The organism is Arthrobacter castelli DSM 16402, assembly GCF_000430705.1.
Lineage (GTDB): Bacteria > Actinomycetota > Actinomycetes > Actinomycetales > Micrococcaceae > Arthrobacter_C > Arthrobacter_C castelli.
In genome coordinates this window covers 1-16,006 of the sequence record NZ_AUMN01000023.1, presented here as the reverse complement: position 1 = coordinate 16,006, position 16,006 = coordinate 1, and the positions used below count along the sequence as shown (strand labels likewise).

Here is a 16,006-nt window from a genome sequence, read left to right as displayed (position 1 = left end):
ATCTTCTTACGTAAAGAGGGAAAATGTCCAACGATAATACTGCTCTAGATGAAAGAGACGCTCCGTCGAAAGGAAATGTGGCAGGGCACCCCCGAGGGTTGTTCATGCTCACAGGAACCGAACTCTGGGAGCGGCTAAGTTTCTACGGCCTCCAAGTAATTCTTGTATATTACATCTACTATTCGGTTTCTGATGGTGGGCTGGGGCTTCCCCAGAGCACAGCGTTAGGGGTCGCTGGTGCGTATGGTGCCTCGGTGTATTTCGTGGAAATACTCGGCGCATGGGTGGCGGACCGGGTGATCGCCGCTCGATACGTAGCTTTTCTGGGTGGCAGCCTAATCATGACGGGACACATAGTTCTCGCACTCGTTCCCGGGCTGACCGGACTCCTCATGGGCCTCGGTTTCCTCATCGCTGGTACTGGGTTCCTGATGCCGAATATTTATACGATGGTGGGAGGGCTGTACAGAAATAAGGCGACGTATCGTGACGCTGGTTTTGCAATTTTTTATACCGGCATCATGATCGGTGCCCTTGTGGGGCCCATCGTAACGGGGTTTCTGCAGACCCGCGCCGGGTTCCATGTTGCATTCGGCGCCGCGGCGGTTGGGATGGCCATCGGACTCGCCATGTATGTGAAGGGATGGAAGCATCTTCCGGAATCTGCACATGTTGTACCGAACCCCCTAAACACCCGTGGGCGACGGGTGGCATTGGGTTGTTTGTGCCTATTCGTCATTGCCGTCGGGGTGCTGGTGGGATCATCGATACTGACATTCACGAATATTGACTTTGTAGTCATGATTATGGTCATCATCGCATCAGTATCCTATTTCGTGGTTCTGATATTCTCGTCATCGACTAGTGCACAGGAACGTTTGAAGGTTATTGCCTACATCCCGTTGTTCTGTACGGGCGTTATATTTTGGACTCTCGTTCTTCAACTGTTCACGACGTTTGCGGTGTATGCTGAAACGCGCGTGCATATGAGCATAAACGGGGTCGGGATTCCTCCTGCGTATATTAGTACCTTCGAAGTGGTTGCGGGTATTGTATTCGCCTCGATGACCGCGTTTATCTGGCAAAGGATGGGCAAGAAGCAACCAAGTACAGCAATGAAAATGGCCTTGGGATTGTGTGTTATGGCTTTTGCGTACTTCGTATTTGCTATTATTCCGATTTGGTCTGATGCACGGATAAACATTTGGCCGGTTATTATTGGGATGGTTATTTTTGGGTTGGCCGAGGTGATGTACGCGCCACTGTGGATGTCAGTAACAACCCAGGCGGCCCCGCGTGCGTTTTCGACTCAAATGATGGCTTTGCATGGGCTGTCCTCCGCCGCCGGTGCCAGTTTGTCGGGTATAGCCGGCCAGCTATACGTCGAATCTTCCGGAGACACTTTGTTCTTTGGTGTAACAGCCGTCATCACCGTTGCTGCGGCTTTGTTGCTCGTAGTCTGCCGTCCGTTGTTCAGGAAGGCCGGTCTGGTATGAGGTCCTTCGAACGCGCCTATCAAAAGGCCGGTTGTGAACGACCAAGTTTGTGAGTTCATTGTTCGGCAGGCAAAGACCCAGGAGACAGGCCCACCACACAACCGAAAGGGGCGGCAAGACTATGAGATCCGCTGACACAATTTTCCACAATGGCACGGTTCACACCATGACCAGCAGAGATTCGTTGAGCCACGCCGTAGCGATTAAGGATGGGCTGATTGTCGCGATTGGTATGCCAGATGTGGAAGCCTGGAAAGGCAGGGCGACGGAAATCGTCGACCTCAACGGTCAGTTTCTGCTTCCCGGTTTTCAGGACGCACACATCCATCCGACAGCTGGCGGGCTCGCCCAGCTGCGATGCGACCTAAGTGGCATGCACGACCGTAGCGAGTATCTCGACGCGATCGGAGAGTACGCAAAGTCGAACCCATCGGCCCCCTCTATTCAGGGAGCGGGTTGGTACGGCGATGTCTTTGAGGATGGCTTCCCGGACAAGAGCCTGTTGGACGCTATCGAGCAGCACAGGCCAATAGTGTTAAACAGCCATGACGGTCATGGTGTATGGGCCAATTCAGAGGCACTGCAGCGCGCGGGGATCACCCGTGACACAGCAGACCCGGTCGGGGGCCGAATTCATCGTGATGCTAATGGCGAACCTACCGGAATGCTCATCGAACGGGCGGCAGACCTGGTCACAGATCTGCTGCCCCCGCCAACGGCAGACGATATCGAGGCAGCCCTGTTGCAAGCTCAACGGTATCTGCACAGTCTCGGGATTACGGCGTGGCAAGATGCTGCCGTTGGGAATGCACTCGACATGCCGGATGCGTTCGACACGTATCGCAGTCTCGCCAACCGTGGAATGCTGACCGCGAAGGTCACAGCAGCTCTCTGGTGGAATCACGACGCTGATCCCGAGGAGCAGTTGGCGCGACTATTGAAAAGGCGCGCTCAAGGGCAGATCGGCAATTTTCAAGCTACCGCCGTCAAGATCATGCTCGACGGTGTCTGCGAGAACCTCACGGGTTCCATGTTGGAGCCCTACCGAAACCAGGGCGATAACCGTGGCCTGTCCTTTATCGAACCGGAAGCGTTGCGTTCAGTGGTCGCAGACCTCGACGCTGAAGAATTTGACGTTCATATCCACGCCGTGGGAGACTGCGCCGTCAGGGACGCCGTGGATTCCCTCAGTTTGGTTCCGCGGAATCATGGCGACCGCCGCCATCAGATCACTCACTTGGACATCATCGAGGAACCGGATGCCATTCGGATGGGCGATCTGGGCATTATCGCCAATCTGCAGCCACTATGGGCTCGTCTGGACCCGGTGCTCGTTTCAACGAAATTGCCATATTTGACCAGGGAGCAACAAATCCATCATTTTGCCTTCCGGACCATCCGTGATGCCGGCAGTCCGCTGGCCTTTTCCAGCGATTGGCCCGTCTCCAGCCCGGACCCATTGTGGGGAGCCCATGTCGCAGTCAACAGAACCGCACCCCGTACTGACCCGCACGCCCTGGACAAGAAGTCGCAGACCGAACCTCTGCTGCCCGACGAATCAGTTGATACCCATGACGCACTGGCTGCCTACACCATAGGTGCAGCTCGGGCCAACCGTCTCGACGACGCCACCGGTACCCTCGAACTGGGGAAGTCGGCGGACATAATTGTGCTGGACCGGGACCCGTACAAAACCCCGTCGCGGGAGCTCAGCGACATCGAAGTGCAACTGACGATGGTGGATGGCAGGGCAGTGTATTCGAAGGATTGATTCGTGACCGCGTTCAAGTCAGTGTGGGTGGCAACCGAGTGGGAGGAGTCTTCGGTTGAATGCCTGACAATAATTAAAGCCATGCGAATAGCCAGGCGGGCTTAATGATTTCGGCAGTGAGACAACGAAACGTTTCGTGGAGGCCAGCAAATATTTGGCACGCACGTCTTGTGGCCGTGATTGGCGCGTCAGCGGCCGTGGCTCATGTGTGGATGGCCACTGATCACTCGCACGGAACAATGGCAAGTATCTTTATGCTGGCAATGGCTGCTGGATGCATTCCTTGCGTCGTATCGATGTGGCGCACGGGCACAGAACATGCGGCCAGAATGCTCATGGGTATGTCATTGGCAATGGTGCTCATCCATCTGGCTCTCCTGCTTGCGTCGCACCCTGCTGGCCATTCCGGCCATCACCACACCGTAGTTCAGAGCTCCGCTGGCAGTAATAGCCACGACGTTGTCCCCATGTTGATAATCATGGGAGTCGAATACATCACAGCCGCATTATGCGCGGTCTGGCTTTGCAGACTGAGGGTGAATCCTGCTTCGACTGGGCGAGGCTGCACTCGTTCAACAAGAGAGCAACCAAAGGAACAACGAAGGTAGAAGGCCAGTATGATGTCGAGATTTGTCAGCGTCTCTCCGATTATGGCTGCTGGGCGAGCCTATACGCCCGCACGATCGCGGCCAACGAGTCATTGGCGCAGTCCACCCCCATAATCGGCCCTTCGCAGTTGAGCATGGTTGGGCGGCTGATATCGCGGGCGCGTAGGGAAGCTGGTGGCGTTCTGCGTGGCGGGGCCGTGAAAAAAGTCCCGTTTTACTTCCTGTTCCTGCGGTCGTTGGTGCGAGCGCGCCGACTCGTTACTCGGAGTTGAGGGCTTGCACCTGACTTCTATCGAAGATGTTGACGCTTGCCTGCTGCTCGGTGTCGAGACTGATGAAACTCTGACCGGTTGCCGGATCTGCGGCGTCGTCGCGGTTGGCCATGGACGCCGTCGTGTCCGGATCCATGACATTCCCTGTTTCGGCCACCCGGTCCGGCTGGTTTGGGGCCAAGCGAGTGTGGCGCTGCCCCGATCCTGATTGTCCGGCCGGCACTTTTTAGTATGCCCAAACAGATGCCGTCAGCTGGGTGGCTTTGACACGGGTACTGTGACGGCTCAAGCATAATCTGTATGCGGACTCAGCCGCCGAACAACATGGGACACTGGCCTCGAGGGCCGCGGAAGTCGAGGAGAAGTTTCCCAGCTCAGGATGGGTCATTCAGCAGCTTCTCTTCGCATGCAATACGAACACTAAAAGTGTATCACAGTGCAGAAATCACAGTTCCGCATTCTCCGGCCGGTTCAATTGGATGCTCGTCGCAACGACTGTCACTCCCCCGTCGCGCCTCATACACCGGAGAAAAGGGAGCAGATCTGCGAGAGAGGAACCCCTGAATGAGCCGGGCAGGCTGCTGCTCAGCAAGTGATCGCAGCGACGGTGTTTCCGTATTGTGGCTGGTGTGCCGTTAGATTTTCGCCTACCAATAGTTCGCCTTGACCTTCGTAGCAGTCCGGTGTTCTGAGCAGCCGCTCCAGCAGCATCCGTCGACGAAGACGGCGAGTCTCCACGGCGAGGACTTATGGGACTCGTGCCCTCGTCGCAAGAACCCCATCAACCGCGGTAGCGTACCTGTAGTCCCTCGCCAAGCATGACGGTGCCCGCCAGCCGCGTTTAGGAGTTTCTCATGCGATTTCGTTCGGGTGACGACGGCTCGTGGCGCGCAGCGCTCGCCGCCGCGCTGCCAAGCGGGTTCGGGAAGCCGTCGTCGTTCACTCTGCACTCGGTCGTCGCGGAGGGGTGCGACTGGGCGGACCGTGCACCCTCCTCGGCGTGGGCTCGACGGGACAACGCTCGCTCCCTGCGCGCTGATATCGAGGCTGGGCTGTCTACGTGCGGCTCAGCGCTACAGGGACAGTTTCAGCCGTTCAGCGTGCCGGTCATAGAAGCGCTAGACCGAGTAGCTGTCGGCCCCAAAGCTAACCGCCGTGCGGACGTTGCGTCGCTCGGCGCGGCGTCCCGTCGAGCCAAAGCTTTGTTGCGATCCCCTCCGATGCGTGTTGCAGCCTGGCAGGATCTCGTGGACGCCGCGCGCGCGGATCATCCGGACATCACCGTGATCGAGCCTCGCATCGCACTGCTGAACGCGATGCTGGTCGGCGCGGGCGTGGCCCCTGGGGAGCGGTTCGGGCGTCTGGCCGACATTTTGAGTCCCTCGGAAGCGACGTTGGCTCGCGACCCGGATGCAGTGCCGCCGGGCTGGACGGACGCTCAACGCCTTGCGGCCGCTGATGCATTGGTGCGCGAAGCCGCGGCGACGGGACACTGTGTCGCGTGGCTGACCTTCGCCGCGGCGCGTCTGCCGGAATTCGTGCTGGAGGTGGGCCCAGTTACCTTCTTCGATGCGGATTGGTGCATCTCGAACGCGCTGGTGCCTCCATGGCAGGATTATCCGTACCGCAGCGAACTCACCCGCGTCATTGAACACGATCACGATCGTGGTATCTTCGATCCCTACGCGGATCCTCGCCACGAGGTGATCGCTCGGGTCGATCTGGGGCATCGTCCTTCCTTTGGCTGGAAGGAGGAGGCTGTAGCGCAGGTCCGCTCGGTGGTGGGCCTCGTGACCGTCCGTACCGGTGCCCCCTCTTGGCGCCGGGCTGGGTTCTCGTGCCTCGTGATGGATGGTGAGGTGGGCACGTACTCATTCGGACCTGGTGACGAGTCGTTGTTCACGGAGCCGGACCACTACGGGATGAACGGGTTCGCGGACGCCCTCGAGGACTATAGGACAGAACTCGCCGGTCTGCTGTCGAGCGGGCCACTTCCCACAGACGTCGCCGAAGCCTTGCGACTCGTCGGAGAGGCGGGACAGGTGGACTCGCGTGAGAACGCGCTCAACGGGACGGCGACCATCGCGGAACAGTCGGTCATCGTGCTCCAGGTCGCCGCAATGGAACGGCTGGCCGCGTATACAGGTATGGATGGCGATCCATACGCGTCGAAACTGGCTGCGGATTGGCCCCTCGTCCGCTACCACCAGAACCTGGCGTGGGCCGTCGAGCAATGTCTGTCAGGGGTCGGTGGCGGAGGGGATCCACTCTTCCACCAAGTCGTCAGCTTCCCGTCGGGACGCCGGCACCTTAGTTTTGTCACGGCATTCGATGTCCGCGACCAGCTGATTGCGGCCTGCCCTGGTCGATTCGAGCGCGCCCGTGCGGAGACCTTGCTCGAGAGCATCGGCGATGCAGACACGGCGTTGAAGATGCTCGCCTCGTTCGCAGCGGAAGCTGGTGTACTCAAGGGCCGTTTGAGCCGCTGCCGCAACGCCCTCATGCACGGTAACCCCGTTGCCCTAGAAAGCGTTCAATCTGTTCGGGGCTTTTCGCGGTTCATCGTGGGCACAGCCTTGGACAATTCAATCCGCAGCATAGCCGAGGGCCGGACTGTCGCTGACCTGCTAAAAGCCAGCGATCACCGTCGACGGGCTACTCTTGATGCACTCCAGAGCGGTAGGTCGATCGGGGACATCTGGAGCACCGCCAAAGACGGCAAGCCTCTCTGACCCGGACTCGGCGCGAGTTGGGATGTCATGAACTTTTCCGATGAAATGGCCGACACCGCAGCAAGGAAAGGGGCCGCTCCATGGCCCGCCGGCGTCCCCATCCCCCAAACCTGCGGAACCGTATGCTTACCAGCCCTTTCCCTTTTAGCGGGAATTGGTTGCTCCCGTCTCGACCCGACAGCGCACCAGTGGCTCGCCAACGCGATCAGTACCGCACACCCGGGTTTACCCTGGAACGACAGAGGCAGCCGCTGAAGGATGGATTTAGGGGATATCAGATCGACTTAGGTGCAGACAGCGCTGACATATTAACCGCACAAACACGCCGGATAGTGCAATTGGTGTGAGGAGCCGAAACCAACTCCGATCGATACGTGGGGCCTGCTCGGCGTTCTCAGGACCAACCGAGGTCACACCCGGCGGGCCACAACGCGGGGTGCGACCCACCCCAAAGGTCAGGCCGTGCAAAGGGCGTGGATGAAGCCGATCGCCGACTCCACGCGGATTCGGAGAGCGTTCAGTTGCGTGATCGTGAACCGTCCGGCATGCCCATGGGTGCCGTCGTTGAAGGCGCGGAACAGCGTCAGGGCGTTGTCCATGTCGTCTTCTACGAGGTTCTCGATCGACTCCTCCTCGACACCCTTGCGATGCAGAAGGTATTCGACTTTGGCGCGTCGTGTCGGCACCCCCTTGTCCGTCTTAGCGCATTCCGGGTTCGCTCCGGTGACGCCGGAGTCCGGCGCTGCCTGATCGAGCATGGCGATGAGTACTTCGCGGGCGCTGGTGCAGAAGTGGCGAGCGGCGTCGGGGTTGCGCGGACTGAGGGAGAACAGGGCTCCGGTCCATCGGTCCACCAGATCCGGCCCGAAGGTGGCCAACTCGGTCTGCATGCTCGGGCTGCGCAGCGCGTCCTCGGTCGGGTCGTCCTCCGGCGCGCCGTCGCCGTCCATGGCGTTGAGTAGGTAAACGCTGTTAGCTGCCTCTTCGCTGCCGCGGTCAACCAGTTCCCGCCCCGCAGGCGTCAGGGTCCGACTAGCCAGCCTATCCACTGTCACGGAATAGGTTTGTGTCAGGGTGTCGACCGAGGAGCGGTACGTCACGAAGGTCGTCGCAGCCGGTCTCGAGTTCAGTCTCTGGATCTCCTGATTGAGTCGCCCACGCTGGTTCTCAACCTTGGCGTTGTGAACGCGTGCCTTGGAGTTGTAAGCCCGCACATCACGGTTGTAGTCGTTCACTCCCTTCTTGACCGCGCTGTTATGTCTTCGCGCCTCGCGGTTGTACTTGTCTATCGCCTGCTTCTGCTCCCGCTCAGCTTTATTCATCGCCGATCTGAGCTGTGCGGGCGTCATTTTTCGGATCATGGGAACCAGTATGCCCTGCGCCACCGACAATCTTGGCGTTCCCGACGACGCACAGTGAAATTACAATTGTCGACCAGGCTTCGGGGCGCACCTGAGCTCAACAGCAGCGCGCGATGGCGGTCGGTCAGCGCGGCTTATTCGACTTGATCCGATGGAAGTGGTTGCTCGGAAAAGGACTTCTGTCTCGAAAGCAGTAGTTTTTCAAGACGCATCTATCACCGAGAGTGCCCGAAATCTATGCCGGCCCGCCCGGCGGATCCAGGCTCATCGCCGCCATACATAGACAGTACAGTGCGGCCTGCTCGGCCGTTGCTCCGCCAGATGGTTCACAGCCGGCCATCGCCCTTATTTGGGCGCCCAAGTATGCCCCACTCTAAAACTGGCGCGCCCCCGCGCGGACTTTACCGATGCGGTTTGGACGGACGCTTCGTTAATACTTTCTGTCCCTCGAACCGGAGCTCTTAGGTCGGGAAGACGTGGCGGTGGAGCGATTGCCACGTGACTCCCAGCTCCTTGCACAGTTCGCCGATATTGGTCTCGGACTGGGCCATGCCCGCTATGGCCAAACCGAACTTTTGCCGGCGTCATTTTGACTCGGCGACCACCTCGCAGCGTGAACACCCATCTCCGGCTGACAATCTTCACTTTGGCTCCACCGCACTGCCGCAGTCGTAATCCACCGCACGATCTGCCGAAGCGGTAAACACCACGACCAGGTTGCCTTGTTTGGCCACCTCGTCGCGCCGTCATCCGGTTTGGCCGGGCAATTTCCGACCTACGACATTCCTCAGCGTGCGGCCCTCTTCAAGGGCTGAGAGATTCTCTTCGATGAGCTGGCCTGCCCCACGTGGCCTGCCGCCGGCCGCATGGGGAGTGATGATGACGTTGTCGAGATCCCACAGCGGCGAGTCGGAGCCAAGCGGCTCCTGCTCGAAGACATCGAGCGCAGCGCCCGCGATCGTCCCTTCCGACAGAGCGGCGGCGAGAGCGGCTTCATTGATCGTGCTTCCCCGCCCAACATTGACCACCCAGGCGCGGCGTGGCAGGAGGCGGATGAGATCCTGGTCAAGCGCATGTCGGGTCGATTCGGTCGATGGGAGAATCATCACCAGGATGTCGGCCTTCGATAGAAGTTCTGGCGCATCGGAAGTGGCTGTGATCTCGAATCCGTGACGGGTCCCTGCATTCGTCGCGATGCCTGATACTCCCGCTCCGAGGGCATCAAGATGTTTGGCAAGTGTCGAGCCGATGCTGCCGAAGCCCCAGATGACAATGTGCGTTCCGGAAACGGTTTTAAGAGGCTCATCCTTGGTTTCGCTTTGCATGCCCCCCAGCTCAGCGGCCCACCGGTGCTCGTTTTGGGCACGCAATGCCCCGGGGAGTGAACGCACCGCGGCCAGAATCAGCGAGAGCGCATGCTCGGCAACGGTGGCGTCGTGAAGGCCTCTGCCGCTGGTTATGACCGTCGCCGGCGGGAATCCGGCATTGGTGATCGCATCGGTTCCCGCGCTCAGTGCCTGTACCCACCGGACGCGGGGCAGCTCTTGTGCCAGGGCAACCACGTCGGGATCCCGGGCACCCCAGATAACTAACGCCTCGGCGTCGCGGTGCTCCTCGGGGACGGGTACATCGGGTTGGTATACGACCATTTCCCAGCCAGGACGATTCTTCACTGTGAGTTCCATGGTGCTCGGAATCAGCATCTTCATAGGGCTGCCACTTTCTGGGCTCAGATAATTACTTTTGGTACCGGTACGCGGTGGATTACAAGCAAGCGGGACTTTGTCTCAGCTGGCCGGAGTAAAACGTTCCAAGACCTCACCGAGCAGACGTCGCAGGATTTCTGCGGATCCCACCTGGTCTCCGTGGAAAATCGCGTGAGCGGCGTCGACATGCAGTTGAACTGCGGCGGGATCGGGGCGTTCCGGCATCAGAGAATGGCCGTGTCGGCCGCGTATCGCTGCCGCAAATCCGTCCTCAAACTCCATGAACAAATTGTTGCCCGATGATCGGAGGATGCGTGCATGAAAAGCGATGTCCCCGCGCATAAACTCCTCCGACGATTCCGTAGCCAACTGCAACAGCTTTTCCGCTTCGAGCACCAGCCGGGACCGGTCCCCCGGGGAGGCGTCCGCCGCCATCAAGGAGGCAGCGACCGGCTCCACCGCATAGCGCAGCTCGGACAGCCTCAGTAACCGCTCCGGACGGGCCAGCGGATCGTCCAACTGCCACTCAAGCAGACGTGCGTCGAGATGATTCCAATCAGATGCAGGCTGTACGGTGATGCCGACCCGGCGGGAGCTAGCAACTATTCCGGCTGCCTCCAAAACCCGAACGACGTCACGGATGATGGTGCGCGATGCGTTGAATTCACGCTCCAAATCCTCCAAACGGACCACTTGGCCAGGGCCGAATTCACCTGAGACGATTCGCCGTCCCCAGGCGTCGAGGATCATCTCGAAACGAGTCAGCCCGCCGGACTCGTTCGGCACCCCATAAATGCGATCAACTGTCATCGTTCCCTACCCAAGATCCAGTCCTTCGCCGCCGACGTTACTAACAAAATACTACTATTCCCCTAACGGGGGCGGGTTCCCGCGGCCAATGTCACGCTCGGTGGTCCATCAACGTGGCCCCGTAAAGTTGGTTCTCACTCCGCGAGGCCACGCCGTGACGCCGGTCGTACCCTATCCGATGCTGAATAGTCCGGTTGCGCTTGTGGCGCTGTAGACGCCGAGCAGCAGGATGGCGATGACGCTGACGCTGAGCGCCACGCTGGAAAACTTGCCGCCGCGCAGGTCTGCGGGGACTTCCTTCCTGCGCAGGTACCACGCTGCAACACCGACGCCAGCGAGGAAGATGCCGCCGGCGATGCCTCCGATGAGGATCATGATGAATGGTGCGGAGATCCATAGGAAAGTGAGCAGCCACAGGATCGGAAGGGCAACGATGAAGAATCTCATCCAGTTGTTGCGTTTTGTCGCGTTGGTCCAGTCGAAGACGCCAAGGATGCTCAGCGCGTTTGCCCAGGACCGCGACCAGGAGGCGATGCCGGCCCAGATGGTGGAGCCAAGCACGGCAAGCGCGCCGACGAGGAACAGTATGCGGCCCCAGTCACCGAGCGTGCTGGAGTACGTTTCGGATAGAACCAGAATCATGTCGTTGCCCTGTGGCACCAGTCCCTGCGGATGAAGGACGGCAGCGCCCATAATGTAGAAGGACATGGTGCTGATTGTGTAGATGACCCAGGAAGCCACGGCATCGCGCTGCATCACGGCAGTCCAACCCTTCACGCGCCGCTTGTAGTCCACGGAACCATCGTTCGGGCCTGCCCAGCGTGCGTACCCCTTCTCAAGACACCAATAGGTGTAGGCAGTGATCTCTTCGGACCCGATCCCTGTCAGACCGAACATGGCGATGGCGACGCCGATCGCACCGACCGGAAGCTGCAGTGACAGGCCGGAGGCCAGGTCTGCACCGGTGTATGCGTACTCCGTGAGGGGCAGGCCAAGTGCGATGACCAGAGTCACGGCAACGAAGGTCATGGTGAGGAAAACCGCAACCCTTTCGATCAGGGTGTAGCGGTTTGAATAGAGGGAGATGATGGCGATAATCGTGACCACCACGGCCCAGATGGACACCGATGTGGCTTCAAGGGGTCCGGAGCCGATGGGGAAGAGGATGCTCAGGGCGGCCGCCATGCCCCCGATGAGCCCCCCGGTCTGGATGAGTTTCGCCAGTGCCAGCAGGGCCCACATGATGAATACCCACCCGATTTTGCCGAAGCGTGGGGGGACCTTTGCATACCCCTCCATGCCACCTTGACCGGTTACGATCGAGTACCTGGCCATCTCCACCTGCACGGCGACTTTGACCAGGGTGGAGAAGATGACGAGCCAAAGCAGGATAAAGCCCGCTTGAGCACCGAGTGCAGTTGCGGTGATGAGTTCTCCGGCGCCCACGATGGACGCTGAGACGATCAGGCCGGGGCCGAAAAACTTGACGGATTTGAGCCAGGTGGTGGGCGGCTCTTTGACTGCAGCAGGATCGAGTCGGTACGGGTCTCCTTCGACGACTGTGCCCGCTGGCTGTGACCGGATGGATTCGGATGACATAGGTGTTCTCCTTCGAACTGAGGCGCCTGTCCGCCTGTTTCTTGTGCTGAGGTACTCTGGGTGATGATCGAATGTGGCCGTTCGGCCAATTGGCCGTTTACATGGGCCTCATGGGAAGGCGACGCCGTGGCGTTCGCCGACCTGTTGAAGCTCGTTGACCACTTCATCAGGTATCGGAATTCCTTTTCGCAGCCGTTCTGCCCTGGTGCGTTCCTCTGGTTCGCCGGGAACGAGTACGCCGTTGTCCTGTGCGGCGGGTTCGGTGGCGTGTGCCAGCTCGACGAGCGCTTGTGAGCGCTTCGTGAACTCGGCAACGGGCATGAAATGCTCGATGTTGATGGCGAGGATCCAGTGGCCCACGTCCTGGGGACGGTCGAAATCCGCGTACATACTGCCAAGGCCGTGAGAGACCGCGGCGCCGCTGAGCACTCCGCCGAGGATTTCCACCAGGAAGGCCAGGCCATATCCCTTTGGTCCTGCGGCCGGAAGCAGTGCGCTGATGGCATTCGGATCGGTGGAGGGGTTGCCGGCGTCGTCGACACCCCAGGTGTCGGGTACCTGTTGCCCGGTGGCCCGGGCGATGAGCACCTTGCCCATCGCGCTTGTGCTCGTTGCCATGTCCAAACTCACCGCGTCGCTTTCAGTGGGTGCGGCAAACGCTATGGGATTGGTACCAAGCAGCGCTTTCTTCCCCCCATGGGGCACAACGATCGGTTCCGAGTTGGACACCACAATGCCGATCGCACCGTTACCGGCCAGCCACCGCGCATAATATCCGGCAGTGCCAAAGTGCGTGCTGCCGCGGACCGCTGCGCAGGCGATCCCAGCCTCACGACTCAGCTCCAGCGCCGACTCCACGGCAGCCCTGGCCGCGATCTGTCCGGCAGCGCCATTGGCGTCAACCTTGATCACCGCGCCCGAGACGTCCACCTTCGGCACGGCACGTGTATCCACCAGATTCTCCGCGATCCTGCGTTCGTAGGCCGGAATGCGCACCACCCCGTGGGAGTCCACACCCCGGGCGTTCGCATCAACAAGCGTGGTGGCAAGAAATTCGGCATCTGCATCGGTATACCCCCAGCGTCGCAACAGCGCAGTTGCCCACGAAGTTAGAAGATCTGCCTCGATATCCATGTTCAGCCTTCCTCTTGGTAGCGAGTCCGAACGCTGAAAAACACCAGCGCATGCTCAAAAATGCTACTTTTGGTCCCATACCTGGTCAAGCTTTTTCTGACAAATTTATGCACTTCCCCGCTTTTTCCCAATTGTGGGACCCGCTCAAAGGAATGTAAAGTACTATCATTGAGTTGGAGGTGGTTCAATGAAGATCAGCGTGTTTCCCAAGGGTGAGCTCGACGCCATCGTCGTGGAGCGTTCCCTGTCCGTCCCGGCCTGGATCCGGAGCATGTCCGTGCTTCCCATCGAGGGCGTGGAGCTGTACTCGGGAATGTTCGACGCCGGTGCGCCCGATTTAGCTCCGGTTCAGGATGTGCTGGCCGAGACCGGGCTGGAGATGCCGATGTTCTGTGCCTCCCCCGATTTCACCCACCCGAGCGCGGATGTACGCAGCAGTGAATTCGAGCGGCAGGTGTCAATGATGCGCATTGCCCGGGACCTCGGCGGGCCCGGGGTATCGTGCCGCGTGCTCAGCGGCCAGCGTCATCCCGAGGTGACAACCGGGGAAGGTCTGGACTGGGCTGCGGAGAACATCAACGCACTCCTTCCCCTTGCGCGGGAACTGGATATTGTGCTTGGACTCGAAAACCACTACAAAGACGGCTACTGGTCCTACCCCGAGTTCGCGCAGAAGCGGGAGGTGTTCCTCGCCTTGCTCAACCGAATCGAGGATCGGAAACACTTCGGCGTGCAGTTCGATCCTTCGAATGCGACCGTTGCCGGTGACGATCCCGTTGATTTCCTCCAAACCGTCATTGACCGTGTGGTGACGATGCAGGCCTCCGACCGAACCCTTGCACCGGGAGCCTCGCTCGAGGACCTCAAGGCCGCCGACGGGGCGGAGGGGTATTCGAACCTGCTGCGTCACGGCGCGGTCGGTGAGGGCCTGAATGATTACCCGGCGATCTTCGGCATTCTCGATGACGCCGGATATGACGGCTGGATCAGCATAGAGGACGGTGTCAACGGATTCGAGGAGATGGCCCGCTCAGTCGACTTCCTCGTGGAGGCCCGCGAACAGTTCTTCTCAAGCTCCCGGGCCATGCGGGTCCGCGCCCACGACCGCGCACCCGCAGCCGAATAAAACCACCGAAGTGAAAGGAACGGTCCGATGAAGGCACTCGTGAAGTATGCATTTGAGGACGGCGCCGTAGACGTCCGTGACATCACCGAGCCCCGGCCCGGCCATGGCGAGGTTCTGATCGCCACCCGCGCCGTGGGCGTGTGTGGCTCGGACGTCCACGCCTGGCGCAACAAGCAGAGCTGGGAGATGGACCTTCCGGTTGCCCTTGGCCACGAAAGCGCCGGCGTCATTCATTCCCTCGGAGAAGGGGTCACGGGGTGGGCTGCTGGCGACCGCGTGGTCTGTGAGACAGCCGCCCACATCTGCGCCGAGTGCGCCTACTGCCGTTCCGGACGCTACAACCTGTGCCCCTTCCGTCTCGGCTACGGCGCCAAAAGGGACGGTGCCTTCAGCGGCTACCTTGTTGCCGAACCGCGTGTCCTGCATCGCATCCCCGACTCGGTGACGTTCGAACAGGCAGCGATGACCGAACCCTACTGTGTGGCCTTCAATGCTCTGGTGGAACGCGCGACGGTGAAGGCCGGGGACGTGGTTGTGGTGCAGGGGGCAGGTGCGATCGGCTCGCTGGCTGTCCAGGTCGCGAAATTGCAGGGGGCCAGCAGCATCGTCGTGGTGGGAACCGCGGCCGATAAGGGGCGTCTGGCGAAGGCACTGACATTCGGAGCGGACCACGCTGTGGAACTGGGAACCGACGACCCTATCGCTCTCCTCAAGACCCTTGGCGACGGAATCGGTGCAGACGTCGTCGTCGACGCCACCGGGGTCAGCGCTGCCCTGAACCAATCCATGGAGTTTGTCCGCCCCCTCGGGTCCATCGCCAAGGTCGGTTGGGGGCCGCAGGCCCTCGGCTACAGCCTTGATCCGCTGGTAGCCAAGGCTGCGACCATTTATGGGTCCTTCTCGCACACGTGGGAAACCTGGGAGCGGATTCTCTCACTCTTCGCCAGCGGTCGACTCAATCCCGATACCGTTCTCGACGGCGTCTACTCCCTTGAGGAATGGGAGGCCGGTTTCGAGGCGATGGAGAACGGAACCAACATCAAATCCGTAGTCACCTTCCCGGCACCCGACCAGAAGATGGCCGTCCGTTAACGGCCCTTCGCATTTGAGCGTGGTTAGGGTGTCCTCAGGAATTTGAGATGGCGGGATGTTCTGCGGCTGCTGCGGCGTGGCGCGCACGGAACGGGGTCAGGGTCTCTTTGAATTGGTAGCGACCAAACTTCCAACCTCAAAAGAGACCCTGACTTGTCTAATTCTACGTCCTGTCCCGGTGGGCGCTGGTGCGAACGCGCTGACACTCTGCTCGGTATCACTGGAGTGCACATCACCTCCGTCACCGGATCTGCCGAGAGCCTGCTCCTTCGCATTGAAACGGATCAGTCCCTGGCTGG

General features: G+C 60.0%; 12 protein-coding genes. 5 read left to right on the top strand and 7 right to left on the bottom strand.

What is annotated here, in order from left to right:
- The first annotated feature begins 23 nt into the window (after window positions 1-23).
- Together H535_RS26605 and H535_RS0118610 are read left to right on the top strand one after the other, a co-directional pair.
- On the top strand, window positions 24-1,496 hold the full coding sequence (locus H535_RS26605; RefSeq protein WP_051299534.1) for a peptide MFS transporter: 1,473 nt from the start codon (window positions 24-26) through the stop codon (window positions 1,494-1,496).
- Between the two features lie 166 nt (window positions 1,497-1,662).
- Window positions 1,663-3,267, top strand: a complete 1,605-nt coding sequence (locus H535_RS0118610; RefSeq protein WP_245580380.1) for an amidohydrolase — start codon at window positions 1,663-1,665, stop codon at window positions 3,265-3,267.
- Window positions 3,268-3,490: 223 nt separating this feature from the next.
- Here H535_RS0118610 and H535_RS29170 read toward each other — a convergent pair whose 3' ends face one another.
- Window positions 3,491-3,631 (bottom strand): hypothetical protein, encoded by a 141-nt coding sequence (locus tag H535_RS29170; protein ID WP_155838775.1) that lies wholly within the window; start codon window positions 3,629-3,631, stop codon window positions 3,491-3,493.
- Between the two features lie 502 nt (window positions 3,632-4,133).
- Window positions 4,134-4,283: a hypothetical protein gene (locus H535_RS0118600; protein WP_155838774.1), complete on the bottom strand. Its 150-nt coding sequence runs from the start codon at window positions 4,281-4,283 to the stop codon at window positions 4,134-4,136.
- 1,084 nt (window positions 4,284-5,367) lie between these two features.
- Between H535_RS0118600 and H535_RS0118595 the strand changes: the two genes are divergently transcribed.
- Window positions 5,368-6,879: a hypothetical protein gene (locus tag H535_RS0118595; RefSeq protein WP_155838773.1), complete on the top strand. Its 1,512-nt coding sequence runs from the start codon at window positions 5,368-5,370 to the stop codon at window positions 6,877-6,879.
- 455 nt (window positions 6,880-7,334) lie between these two features.
- On the opposite strand, the gene H535_RS0118590 is transcribed toward H535_RS0118595, so the two are convergent.
- From H535_RS0118590 to H535_RS0118565, 5 genes are all read right to left on the bottom strand, one after another.
- Entirely contained in the window at window positions 7,335-8,240 is a 906-nt protein-coding gene (locus H535_RS0118590; protein WP_026820730.1) for a pPIWI-associating nuclease domain-containing protein, read from the bottom strand.
- 746 nt (window positions 8,241-8,986) lie between these two features.
- Window positions 8,987-9,949, bottom strand: a complete 963-nt coding sequence (locus H535_RS0118580; protein WP_026820729.1) for an NAD(P)-dependent oxidoreductase — start codon at window positions 9,947-9,949, stop codon at window positions 8,987-8,989.
- Between the two features lie 78 nt (window positions 9,950-10,027).
- Window positions 10,028-10,756: a FadR/GntR family transcriptional regulator gene (locus H535_RS0118575; RefSeq protein ID WP_051299533.1), complete on the bottom strand. Its 729-nt coding sequence runs from the start codon at window positions 10,754-10,756 to the stop codon at window positions 10,028-10,030.
- A gap of 171 nt (window positions 10,757-10,927) precedes the next feature.
- Window positions 10,928-12,355, bottom strand: a complete 1,428-nt coding sequence (locus H535_RS0118570; protein WP_026820727.1) for an Nramp family divalent metal transporter — start codon at window positions 12,353-12,355, stop codon at window positions 10,928-10,930.
- A gap of 108 nt (window positions 12,356-12,463) precedes the next feature.
- Entirely contained in the window at window positions 12,464-13,489 is a 1,026-nt protein-coding gene (locus H535_RS0118565) for an Ldh family oxidoreductase (RefSeq protein ID WP_026820726.1), read from the bottom strand.
- A gap of 187 nt (window positions 13,490-13,676) precedes the next feature.
- Here H535_RS0118565 and H535_RS26600 point away from each other — a divergent pair, with 187 nt between their 5' ends.
- Together H535_RS26600 and H535_RS0118555 are read left to right on the top strand one after the other, a co-directional pair.
- On the top strand, window positions 13,677-14,615 hold the full coding sequence (locus tag H535_RS26600) for a sugar phosphate isomerase/epimerase family protein (protein ID WP_051299532.1): 939 nt from the start codon (window positions 13,677-13,679) through the stop codon (window positions 14,613-14,615).
- Between the two features lie 27 nt (window positions 14,616-14,642).
- Entirely contained in the window at window positions 14,643-15,707 is a 1,065-nt protein-coding gene (locus tag H535_RS0118555; RefSeq protein WP_026820725.1) for a zinc-dependent alcohol dehydrogenase, read from the top strand.
- Window positions 15,708-16,006: the final 299 nt, after the last annotated feature.